Below are 12,033 nucleotides of genomic sequence, written 5' to 3'. Positions count from 1 at the left end.
AATTACTGGGGGGCAGCTCAAACAGATGAATTAAATAGTAAAGGTAAAGAAGCCAATATTTCATTTATTTCTGATTATTACGACAATTTTAATTATGTACGCATTAATTATTCTGACTGGGCAATAGAACCTATTTCTTGTGCAGGTTATTCTGCTAATGGCCTTATTTTATTTGATTACACAGTTAATGGCTATAATTATGATTATGGAGGATACTATCCGGAAAGTACTTCTGCGGAAGTTACAATAGGAGTTATTCCTCAATATCACATAAATGATATTTCTTCTGTCCGTATAGCACAAAGTATTTCTTCGCTTCAATCAGCTTCATGGCTTTCATATTCTGAAAATCATACATTTACAATTGATACTACAAATCTTACAAATGGTATGGCAACTCTTTATGTTCAGTTGAAAGACGATAATGATAACCTTTCTGGAATTGTAATGCATGAAGTTCCATATGATAGTCCTATTGTAACACTTTCTATTAATGACGGAGCGACATATTCATCTGCAACTAATTCAGTAAACTTAAATTATGGAGCAAGTGACAATTGTAATCTGGTAAAATATGAATTGTACTTAGATGAAGAAATAAAAGCTTCTGGCGATTATAGTGATTATGGTTGGGGTAAAGGTTTTAATTGTGATTATACCATTAATTTGCAAAGTCTCTCTATAGGTAACCATACTATAAAGCTTACTGTCTGGGATTCCGCTGGAAACTCAACTACAAAGCAGGTTACTATTAAAATAAAATAAATTCATATATACTCTACTTTATGGCAAAGAAAAAGCGAAAACCGGATTTTAGTAAGCCTAAGGCTGCGGCTCAAGATGAAGAATTGTTGACGACTGAAATTGAAGAAGAGCCGGATTTTATTGACGAAAAATCTCAGGACATTAAGTTTAAAAATGGAATTGCGCCGGAAGATATGGAATATGAAGGGCTGCCAACCGTTGTAATTGCGGGGCGTCCTAATGTTGGAAAATCTACACTTTTTAACAGATTTTTGAACCGTCGTGTTGCAATTGTAAATGACCAGCCGGGCGTTACCCGTGACCCTGTAGAAACTACAGCAATTATTAACGGACAGCCTGTGCATCTGGTTGATACCGGCGGATACAAGCTTACTCGTGATATCGGTACTAAAGAGGCGGAACTGGACGACTACGTTGTAGAAAAGTCTCTGGAAATGATTGAAAAAGCCGATGTTGTAATTCTTGTGCTGGAAGCAGGCGTTATTACTGGTGAGGATGAAGAGTTCATTTTGAAAATGCGTCCTTACTGGGGAAAGATGATTGCTGCCGTTAACAAGACAGAAGGCGGTAAAAACGAAGCTGAAGCCTGGAACTACGCTAAGTATGGTTTTGAAAATCTGATTTTTATTTCTGCTGAGCATGGCGACCGTGTTGGCGAGCTTGCAGATTTGATTACAGACCGTTGTGATTTTTCGCACGTAAAAGTGCTTTCTGCTGACCGTCCTATTAAAATTGCAATTTTGGGAAAACCAAATACAGGAAAGTCTACACTTTCTAACCGTTTGACTCATTCGGAAGCTTCTATTGTATGTGACTATGCAGGGACTACCCGTGACGTTGTTGAAGGTGAGTTTGAGTTTGGCGGGAAGCATTTTAAGGTTCTGGATACTGCCGGAATCCGAAGAAAGGCCCGCGTAACTGATGATGTTGAATATTATTCTGTAAACCGTGCCATCAAAACTCTGGATGAATGCGATATTGTCTTTTTGATGATTGATGCTGTTGAAGGTCTTGCCGAGCAGGATAAAAAAATCTGTTCGCTTGCTTTTGAAAAAGGCCGTGGAATCATCTTTGTTTTGAATAAGTGGGATTTGCGCGAAGAGCAGGGAAGTAAGGCAGAAAAAGCTACCCGCGAATGGATGAACATTATGTTCGGTCAGATGGATTTTGCTCCGATTTTGACCTTGAGTGCTCTTCACGGTAAGGGAATTAAGGATCTGCTTAAAACTGCAATTTCTTTGTATGAGCAGCTTACCCGTAAGATTCCTACTCCAAGCCTTAACAATGCGCTTCAGGACTGGCTGGAACGTTATCCGCCTCCTGCAAGTAAAACTGCGCATTTTAAAATCCGCTATATGATTCAGGCAAGCACAAACCCTGTAAACTTTATTATTTTTGCTACCAGACCGGAAGTTGTGCCGGAAACATATATTACTTATTTGAAGAACAGAATCCGCGAGGATTTAGGCTTTGACCAGATTCCGGTTCAGCTTGAAATGAAGGGCAGCCGAACTAAGTGGGAAGACCGGGAAAAATAAGTTTGTATGGAATATACAATCGGGCAGGTTGAAGACCTTACAGGAGTTAAGCCTCATGTTTTGCGTTACTGGGAAGAAGTTGTTCCTGGTTTTACGCCTCAGAAGGATTTAACCGGCCGCCGTTTTTACACTCAGCATGAGGTTGAACTGATTTTCCGCCTTAAGTATTTGATTGGTGAAAAGAAATTTACTGCGGAAGGGGCGGGGCGTCAGATTTTAGAAGAAGCTCAGGCGGTTCAGAATAATGCAGAATTAATTCACATGATACGCCAGACCCGCGCTGAACTTTCGGAGCTTTATCTTGCCCTTAAGGGAAATTCTAAATGAAATTTGAAGTATTAAATTCACTTTTTTCTGTTGAAAATGCTGAAGAGGCGCTTTCTAAAACCCAGCTTCAGGCAATCGAAAATTTTGATAAGACAATTCAGAGTGTGCGTCCGCTCAACAGCCGCCAGATGCAGGCTTTGCCGGAAAATATTGCAGCTCTTTCTCATCAGCTTACAGACGAGCGTGGAAGCCGCAGACTTGGCTACATGAATGAGAATGTTCAGCTTTCTGCTTATGTCCGCTATTTTACCTGGTGGAATCTTGTGCGTCTTACAAGGCTTTTTTCTAATTTGCCAGAAGAGGCTTTTCCTGCAGCAGATTGCGCCTGCCTTGATTTAGGAAGCGGACCTCTTACTCTTGTAACTGCCCTCTGGATCAGTCGTCCGGAATTGCGTAATAAAAAGCTTACCTGGTATTGTCTGGATCTTTCGCAGGCAGCCCTTACTCTTGGCGAAGAGCTTTATATGTCTGTGGCAGCCCAGCTTCCTCCTTCTGATGAGAATGCGCCTGCCCACTGGAAAATTATCCGTGTAAAAGGAAGCTTTGGCACTTTTATTAAGGAAAAATGCGGCTTTATTACCTGTGCAAATATGTTTAACGAACTGGATCAGGGAAGCAAAATGCCGCCTGAGTTCCAGACAAAAAAATATTACGATCAGCTTTCTGCCTATGCAGCGGAAGGTGCAAAATTTCTTCTTGTTGAGCCCGGGGTTCCTAAGGCAGCCCGCACCCTTTCTCTGCTTCGAGAACGCTTTATTAAGGCCGGTTATGAAGTTAAGGCTCCATGTCCTCACGCGCTTGAATGCCCTATGAATGGCTTTAAGTCTTATACAGGAAGCAAAAACAAGTGGTGTAATTTTGCCTTTTCTACAGAAGACGCTCCTGCAAGACTTCAAAAACTTTCGGTTGCAGCAAAGCTTCCTAAAGAGCGGGCTGTTTTAAGTTTTATCAGCGCGGTAAAGTCTGAGTCGAAAACTGCCGGGGGAACTGCATCAAAAGATAAGTCTCTTTTGCTTAGAATTACTTCAGACAGCTTCCGTCTTCCAAAGAATCGTACAGGTTATTATGCCTGCAGCCGTCTTGGGCTTACCCTTGTAAGTTCTGAGCAGGGAGATTCTTTTAAATCTGGTGATTTAATCCGTGTGGAGCTAACAAAAGCCGTAGAAGTTCTTCCTGTGGATTATAAATCGGGTGCAAAAATCATTCATTTGTAGCAGGAAATTTGATTTCCTAACGTTCGTTTTCCACTATTAGTCGTTAGTTTATGAATAACTTTGGTTACTTTTTGAATAACCATGGTTATTTACGTTTTTCGACTCTTGCAAAATCACTCAAGTTTTGTAAAATTAGTCTCAGAATATATTTAATAATGATTTAATAATATTTTAATTAAAAATGTAATTTATCTTTGAAAAGTTCAGGTACTGATTTTGAAAGAACACTATTTCAAAATCAGTACAATTAAAGATAGAGAGGGAGTTTTTACAGGGGGGAGATTCCTTCGGGAAGCACTAAAATCCGAAATGGCCACGGCTGTTTCGGATTTTTTTTTCTTGCACCTTGTTTGTTGTCTGTTATAATTAAGGCTATGAAAACTACTCCTGTAAAAACAATCGGAATTCTTACTTCCGGCGGCGATGCCCCTGGCTTGAACGCTGCAATCAGAGCATTGTGTCTTTCTGGAAAGGAAAAGTACGGCATGAAATTCGTGGGAGTCCGTAACGGTTACCGCGGATTGATTGACGGCGACTGTTTCAAAATGGACGACATGGACTTTTCGGGAATGATTTCTCTTGGCGGTACCATTCTGGGTACTTCTCGTGTTAAGCCATTTAAAAATCCTGAACCTGATCCTAAAACCGGTCTTCTGCCTGTTGAAGGAATAAAGGAAACCTTTAAAAAGTTTAAACTGGACGCTCTTGTCTGTCTTGGAGGTAACGGAACAAACTCTACTGCTGCAAGACTTAGCGAAGCAGGCTTTAATGTAATTGGTCTTCCTAAAACGATTGATAACGATATTGCCGAAACTGAGGAGACATTTGGTTTTCATACGGCGATAGACGTTGCAACAGCGGGAATTGAAGCAATCAGGACTACTGCGCGAAGTCATTCTCGTGCAATGGTAGTAGAAATTATGGGTCATAAGGTTGGCTGGCTGGGGCTTAATGCGGGAATTGCTGCCAGTGCAGATGTAATTCTGCTTCCGGAAATTCCTTATGACATCAAAAAAATTGCAAAATTCATCAAAGAAAAGCGAGATGCAGGACAGAAATATTTTATTATTGCCTGTTCTGAAGGTGCTTTGGATTTAGAAGAAGCAAAACTAAGTAAAAAGGAATACAAGGCGGCTCGTGCTGCAATGCCTCAGTCGGTTGGATTCCGTGTCGCAAAGGAAATTGAAGCAGAAACTGGTTTTGAAACCCGAACTTCTGTACTTGGTTACATTCAGCGCGGTGGTTCACCGGATGCTTACGATATGCTGCTTGCAACAAAACTTGGAAGTGCCGCTGCAGATTTCCTTGCAGACCGTCGTTTTGGAAACCTGATTGGTATTCGTGATGGACGTGTTGCAGGAATTCCACTTTCTTCTATTATTGATAGAATTAAACCGATTCCTCTTGATGATGATATGCTTGCTGCAGGTCGTTCTCTTGGCATTTGCTTTGGAGACTGATTCTGTTAGAATAAGCATATGAAGCTCAAGGGAACTCTCAAATGCCGCCGTTGTTCTGACTGCGCTGGTTTTGGATGTATAGACCAGCTGCCAGGACTGGGCGGTGTTTTTCATAATAAGAACTTTCAGTTGAACTGTTCTGCCTGGAAAGATTTGCAGAAAAAGGCAGAGGCTCAGGGGCAGCTTGAAGAAATCAAAAAAATCGAATTTTCTCTTTCTCAGGTGATGTGTGCACCTGTAACCGGAAGCCAGGAAAATATAGGCTGCGAGCAGGAAAAAGATTTTTATTTTCCATATTTTAACTTTTCGCGGCAGGCTGGTTTTGGAGTTTGTGTCGGCGACGGCTGCCCTGATGAAAAACTGGAGTTTGGTCTTGAAGCTGTAAAAAAAATTCGAGAGGAATCTGATCCTGATTTTAAAGCAGCATTTTTTCTCAAGCCTTATCCCCAGGAAGTTCTCTTTAAACGGCTGGAAAAAGTTTTGCCGTATGCCAGCCATATAGGTGTGGATATTGACGCTTATAATATTGCGACCATGAGGAATAAGGTACACCTGGAAAAGAAGACATCTGATGATTTGAGTCAGCTTCGTGATTTTGCAAATAATCTTGCCGGAAAAGAAATTCCTTTTGTCATAAAAGGCGTTTTTACTGATGAGGATTTAGCTCTGGTCCGCGATTTTAAGCCGGATGTTGCCCTTGTTTCAAATCACGGAGGCCGAGTAGAAACCCGTCTGGGCAGCAGCGCAGATTTTTTTGTCGAACATGCTGTCGAGTTGAAAAAATCCTGCCAGGAAATCTGGGTGGACGGTGGAATCAGAAAGCGTCTGGATGTGCAGACAGCCCTTTATTACGGTGCTTCTCGCGTTCTTATTGCCCGCCCGATAATCCGCGCGGTCTTTGACGGCATAAACTTTCATCTATAAACCAGAGTATTTATTAAAATCCTACTATTTACTATAATAATACATTATGGCTACTACTCATAAAAAGATTGATCAGGAGACTCTTGAAAATCTCCTTTATTTGTCTCGCCTTTCTCCAGAAAGTACGAACATGGAAACTCTTAAAAAACAGGTTGATGATATCGTAGGATATTTTGAAATCCTTTCTAAATACGACGACAGCGAAAATCCTTATGACGCATATCCTTCTACCGAAGCAGAAAAACTCCGCGGTGATGAAGTTGTAAACGGTCTTGAAATCACAGACGTTAAAAAAGTATCAAAAGACTTTATGGACGGATATTTCCAGGTACCTAAGGTTCTTGGAGCTGGTGCGTAAATCTTTAATAATACGGGCGTTCCCGTCCGCTTTGCGGCCGGTCGCTACGTCCGCACTTCGCTGACGCTCACCGTCCTCACTTCGTTGCGGTCGGCTGCTACGCAGGTGCTCCCATCGCTAACGCATTTTCAGGAGAATACATTATGTTCTATACAATAAATGAAACCCGTGACGCTCTTAAAAAAGGCGAAACAAGCAGCGTTGAACTTGTAAAAAACGCTGTAGAAACTTTCAACAAAGATAAATCTGCTGCAATTCCTTTGAATGCCTTCATCGAAATGTATGATGATGCTGTAGCAAAGGCAGAAGCTGCAGACAAGGAAATTTCAGAAGCAAAGGCTGCCGGCACTTTGGATGCCCTTTACGAAAAAAAGCCTCTTCTGGGAATTCCTTTTGCAAACAAAGATAACATTTCCTGCAAGGGAAATCGCCTTACCTGTGCCTCAAAAATCCTTGAAGGCTATGTAGCACCTTACAGTGCAACTGTAATTAATCGTCTTGAAGCTGCCGGAGCAATTCCTCTTGGCCGCTGTAATCAGGATGAATTTGCCATGGGTTCTTCTACAGAATACTCATGTTACGGGCCAACCCGTAACCCAATCAACCGCGAATACGTTTCAGGTGGTTCTTCGGGTGGTTCTGCTGCCGCTGTTTCTGCAAATCAGGCTTTGTTCGGTCTTGGAACAGAAACTGGTGGTTCAGTTCGTCTTCCGGCATCTTACTGCGGAATCTACGGACTTAAGCCTACTTACGGCGTTCTCAGCCGCTGGGGTGTTGTAGCTTACGGTTCATCACTGGACCAGGTTGGTATCCTTGGTCATACACCAGCTGATATTGCTCAGCCTCTGGCCTGCATGAGCGGCGTTGATATGTATGATGATACATCTGCTGATTTGCCTGAAGCTGATTCTTTGAAAAATCTTAAGGCTTTGAGCGATGCTGAGTTCAAGACTCTTAAAATTGCAATTCCAAAGCAGTTTATGAAAACAGAGGGTGCAGATCCTGAAGTTATCAAAGTATTTAACGAAACCCGTGCCTGGTTTGAATCAAAGGGTGCAAAGATTGAAGAAGTTGACCTTCCAATCCTTGATGCTTCAATTGCCGCTTACTATGTAATCGCTCTTTCTGAAGCTGCTTCAAACCTCAGCCGTTTTGACGGTATCCGCTATGGTCGCCGTGTTGATAACTCTAAAGGATATGATGAGCTTTATGTTGATACCCGTTCAGAAGGCTTTGGTCCTGAAGTAAAACGCCGTATCATCATTGGAAACTACGTTCTTTCTGAACAGTTCTCCGGCGATACATACAAAAAAGGTATGACAGTTCGTGCCCGCATTCAGCGTGAAATGGCAAAGCTTTTTGAAAGCTATGACCTGGTAATTGCACCAACCTGTCCTACATCGGCATTTAAGCTTGGTCAGAAGGTTGATGACCCTCTTGAAATGTACCTGAGCGATATGTACACCGTATTTGTAAACCTTGCCCGCATTCCTTCAATCAGCGTGCCGGCCGGAAAAACAAGCAAAGACGGAATGCCAGTTGGCGTTCAGTTCGCCGGCGCTATGTTCAGTGAAGCAAAAATCCTGCGTGTAGCACAGAACTGGGAAGATGACCACAAAGGTTGTGGCATTCAGGTAAAATAAATTGAAAGAATGTAATTAAAACTGGCGCGAGGGAGCAAAGGGTGATGCAAAAACACTCTGATTGTTGTGACCGCGAGAGCGGTCAGTTCTATAGTTACTTTGCAACAATCAGCGTGTAGCGCATTATTGCGCGATTTTGCAACACCCTTTGCGACCGGGAGCCAAGATTTAAGCAGATATTATTTAAGGAAGATTTATGATTAATAGATTTGAAGTTGGACAACCATTTGAAACAACAGTTGTGGCCGTAACAAACGACACAGTATTTATTGATTTGAGTGCAAAGTCTGAAGGTCTTGTAGACAAAGCTGATTTTACAGACGCTGACGGAAACTGCAGTGTAAAAGAAGGCGACAAAGTTACCGTTTATTTTACAGCTGACGTTCGCGGTGAAATGCACTTTACTGCAAAGCTTGCAGGTCAGAAAGCAGACACTTCTATGCTGGAAAACGCATTCAAAAATCAGATTCCGGTAGAAGGAAGCGTTCAGGGCGAAATAAAAGGCGGATTTGAAGTAAAAATCGGTTCAAGCCGTGCTTTCTGCCCATACTCTCAGATGGGCTTCAAAGATAAAAAAGAGCCTGCTTATTACATTGGCCGCACAATGACCTTTGTAATTACAGAGTTCAAAAACGAAGGAAAAAACATCATCGTTTCTAACCGCAAAATCGGTGAAAGCGAATATGCAAACAAGCTTGGTTCACTTGCAAACCAGATTACAGAGGGCGCAGTTCTTGAAGGTACTGTAGAAAGCCTTGAAAAATTCGGTGCTTTTGTAAACGTTCTTGGCTTTAAGACTCTGCTTCCAATCAGCGAAATGTCACTTGACCGCGTAAACGACCCGGCTGACGTAGTTGCTGTCGGCGACAAAATCACCGTAAAGGTTTTGAAAACTGACTGGAAAAACGAGCGAGTTTCTGTTTCCCTTAAGGCTTTGATTGCTGATCCTTGGGAAAATGCAGAAGATCAGTTCCCTCTTGGAACAAAAATCGACGGAAAAATCGTTCGCATTGCAGATTTTGGCGTATTCGTAAATCTTGCAAGCGGAATTGACGGTCTTGTTCATATCAGCGAGCTTGAAGGCGTAAAAGCCGGAACTAACCTGAAAAAGGTTTATTCAGTTGGCCAGAACATGAGCGTTGTTGTAGAAAAAGTTGATGCAGCAGCTAAACGCATCAGCCTGAAGCCTGCTCAGAGTGCTGAACAGGACACAACTGCCGCAAGCTATCTTTCAAGCCAGAAAGACGACGGCGAAACATATAATCCGTTTGCAGCTTTCTTTAAGAAATAAGCGTAAAATAGAGGAACCGTTAAAAAACGAGCTGCGACAGCGGGTCGTTTTAGGTTCATCGATAGAACCGCTCGCCGGCAAGACTAGCGCAGCCGGCTCTGATAATTCTTATCGGTGCATTTTATTTTACAAAGTATATTTTATAAAAAGGCGGTCGTGTGTGACCGCCTTAATCATTTTAAAGTAGCGGACTTATTTATTGTTTAGAAAAGACTGGCGCGAGGAAGTGAAGCGGGGTTCAAAAACACTCTGTTTGTGATGGTCGCGAAAGCGACCGGTTTAATAGTTACTTTACCACAAACAGCGTGTAGCGCATTATTGCGCGGTTTTGAATCCCGCTTCGCGACCGGGAGCCATGATTTTATAATGACATTTTTAGCCACCCTCCGTTAGCGATGTGCAGGGCTTGGCCACCGAAGGGGGCTGGAGCGAATGCGGAACCCGGAACGTAGCGACCCGAGCGAAGCGAGGGGAACGGCCAAAATACAAAATCTTTCTATTGAACACAGCATAAAAAATCGTTAAATTATATCTGAAATATTTCGGCTTTTTGGAAAGGCTGACGTATAAAATTAAGGAGTTTTAAATGACAGTTAATGACATTAAGAATGCCAAGATTAAAGCTTGGATCGAAGAATGTGTTAAGATGTGTGAGCCAGACAATGTTGTTGTTGTTGATGGTTCTAAAAAAGAGTATGACGAATTGATGCAGAAATGTGTTAAAGCTGGTCTTGCTACTCCACTCAAAGCTAAAGAAAATTGTTTCTTGTTCCGCTCTCTTCCTAGCGATGTTGCTCGTGTTGAAGCTCGTACTTTCATCTCATCTGTAAAAGAAGAAGATGCAGGTCCTACAAACCACTGGATTGATCCAAAAGAATTGAAAGCTACAATGAAGGGACTTTACACAGGTTGTATGCACGGTCGTACAATGTATGTAATTCCATTCTGTATGGGTCCTCTTGGTTCTCCAATCGCTAAATACGGTGTTGAACTTACAGACTCTGAATACGTTGTATTGAACATGGACATCATGACTCGTGCCGGCGAAAAAGTTTGGCAGTATCTTGATGACGGATTCGTTCCATGTCTTCACTCAGTTGGTAAGCCACTTAACAATGGTGAAACTGACGGTGGAATCTGGCCTTGTGCTGATGTTGAACACAAATACATTTCTCAGTTCCCAGAAGAGCACCTCATCTGGTCTTACGGTTCTGGATACGGTGGAAACGCTTTGCTCGGTAAGAAATGTTTTGCTCTTCGTATTGCTACTGTTATCGCTCGTGAAGAGGGATGGCTTGCAGAGCACATGCTTATCTTGAAATTGACAAACCCACAGGGTGAAGTTAAATACGTAACAGGTGCTTTCCCAAGTGCTTGTGGTAAAACAAACCTCGCTATGTTGATTCCTACTATCCCTGGATGGAAGGTTGAAACTGTTGGTGATGATATTGCTTGGATGAAGTTCGGAAAAGACGGTCGTCTTTACGCTATCAACCCAGAAGCTGGTTTCTTCGGAGTTGCTCCAGGAACTTCTGCTGAATCTAACAAGAACGCTCTTATTTCTGCTGAAAAGAACACTATCTATACTAACTGTGCTCTTACAGAAGACGGTGACGTTTGGTGGGAAGGAATCGGATATCCTGCAAAAGGTAACTTGGTTGACTGGAAGGGACAGACTCGCCCAGCATTCCCTAAGGACAAGGCTCCTAAGGGTGAAGAAATGGCTCATCCAAATGCTCGCTTTACAGCTCCTGCTAAACAGTGTCCATGTATCGCATCTGACTGGGAATCTCCAGAAGGTGTACCTATTTCTGCTATCTTGTTCGGTGGTCGCCGCCCTTCAACTGTACCTCTCGTACACCAGGCTCGCTCTTGGAATCACGGTGTATTCCTTGGATCTATCGTAGGTTCAGAAATCACTGCTGCTTCTACAATCAACGCTGCTGAAGTTGGTAAAATCCGCCGTGACCCATTCGCTATCCTCCCATTCTGCGGATACAACATGGGTGACTATTTCCAGCACTGGATTGACGTTGGTGCAAAAGCTGATCAGGACAAGCTTCCTAAGATCTTCTACGTTAACTGGTTCCGCAAGGACGAAAACAACGCTGATCTTCCAGGCGGATTCATGTGGCCAGGATACGGTGATAACAGCCGCGTTCTTGCATGGATCTTTGACCGCTGTAACGGCGTAGACAATGCTGTAGACACACCAATCGGACTTATGCCAAAAGAAGGTGCTTTGAATACAGATGGTCTTTCTGACAACTACAAGAAGACATTGCCAGAAATCCTCAAGGTTGATGTTGAAGGATGGAAGAAAGAAGTTAAGGATGTTAGAGAGAATCATTATCCTAAATTTGGTAAGCATCTCCCTAAGGAACTCACAGCTATCCTTGATGACTTGGAAGCTCGCTTGAATAAAGCATAACAATATTCAGGGTGCCTGATGGTGCTCTGAAAATGATGAAGCCCTGCCGGAAACGACAGGGCTTTGTTGTTTTAACTGGGAT

Annotated in this window: 10 protein-coding genes; all 10 read left to right on the top strand. The window is 42.6% G+C overall.

All coding sequences use genetic code 11. The annotated features are described in order from the left end of the window. Positions 1 to 765: hypothetical protein (locus tag MSI_RS14690; RefSeq protein ID WP_039924659.1), on the top strand; the 765-nt coding region annotated here is incomplete at its 5' end. Positions 766 to 785: 20 nt separating this feature from the next. Further along, entirely contained in the window at positions 786 to 2,303 is a 1,518-nt protein-coding gene (gene der, locus MSI_RS09595) for a ribosome biogenesis GTPase Der (RefSeq protein ID WP_009106265.1), read from the top strand. 6 nt (positions 2,304 to 2,309) lie between these two features. Beyond that, the gene (locus MSI_RS09590; RefSeq protein ID WP_009106263.1) at positions 2,310 to 2,630 is read left to right on the top strand and encodes a MerR family transcriptional regulator; all 321 of its coding nucleotides are present in this window, start codon (positions 2,310 to 2,312) and stop codon (positions 2,628 to 2,630) included. Beyond that, positions 2,627 to 3,844 carry a small ribosomal subunit Rsm22 family protein gene (locus MSI_RS09585; RefSeq protein ID WP_009106261.1) on the top strand — a complete coding sequence of 406 codons (1,218 nt, stop codon included), beginning with the start codon at positions 2,627 to 2,629 and terminating at the stop codon, positions 3,842 to 3,844. The genes MSI_RS09590 and MSI_RS09585 overlap by 4 nt, the downstream gene beginning before the upstream one ends. 374 nt (positions 3,845 to 4,218) lie before the next feature. After that, positions 4,219 to 5,304, top strand: a complete 1,086-nt coding sequence (locus MSI_RS09580) for a 6-phosphofructokinase (protein ID WP_009106259.1) — start codon at positions 4,219 to 4,221, stop codon at positions 5,302 to 5,304. An 18-nt stretch (positions 5,305 to 5,322) separates the two neighbouring features. Beyond that, on the top strand, positions 5,323 to 6,228 hold the full coding sequence (locus tag MSI_RS09575; RefSeq protein ID WP_009106257.1) for an alpha-hydroxy-acid oxidizing protein: 906 nt from the start codon (positions 5,323 to 5,325) through the stop codon (positions 6,226 to 6,228). Between the two features lie 46 nt (positions 6,229 to 6,274). Then, a complete protein-coding gene (gatC, locus tag MSI_RS09570) occupies positions 6,275 to 6,586 on the top strand; it encodes an Asp-tRNA(Asn)/Glu-tRNA(Gln) amidotransferase subunit GatC (RefSeq protein WP_009106256.1) in 312 nt (103 codons plus the stop codon). Positions 6,587 to 6,729: 143 nt separating this feature from the next. Next, positions 6,730 to 8,229, top strand: a complete 1,500-nt coding sequence (gatA, locus tag MSI_RS09565) for an Asp-tRNA(Asn)/Glu-tRNA(Gln) amidotransferase subunit GatA (protein ID WP_009106254.1) — start codon at positions 6,730 to 6,732, stop codon at positions 8,227 to 8,229. Between the two features lie 196 nt (positions 8,230 to 8,425). Further along, positions 8,426 to 9,520, top strand: coding sequence for a 30S ribosomal protein S1 (locus MSI_RS09560; protein WP_009106252.1), 1,095 nt, complete (start codon positions 8,426 to 8,428; stop codon positions 9,518 to 9,520). 586 nt (positions 9,521 to 10,106) lie between these two features. Further along, a complete protein-coding gene (locus MSI_RS09555) occupies positions 10,107 to 11,951 on the top strand; it encodes a phosphoenolpyruvate carboxykinase (GTP) (RefSeq protein WP_009106250.1) in 1,845 nt (614 codons plus the stop codon). Positions 11,952 to 12,033 lie beyond the last annotated feature (82 nt).

Origin of the sequence: Treponema sp. JC4 (genome assembly GCF_000260795.1) — a bacterium.
In the GTDB taxonomy this organism is placed as follows: Bacteria; Spirochaetota; Spirochaetia; order Treponematales; family Treponemataceae; genus Treponema_D.
Note: the sequence above shows the minus strand (reverse complement) of the source record. Positions and strands in the feature narration are given on the sequence as shown.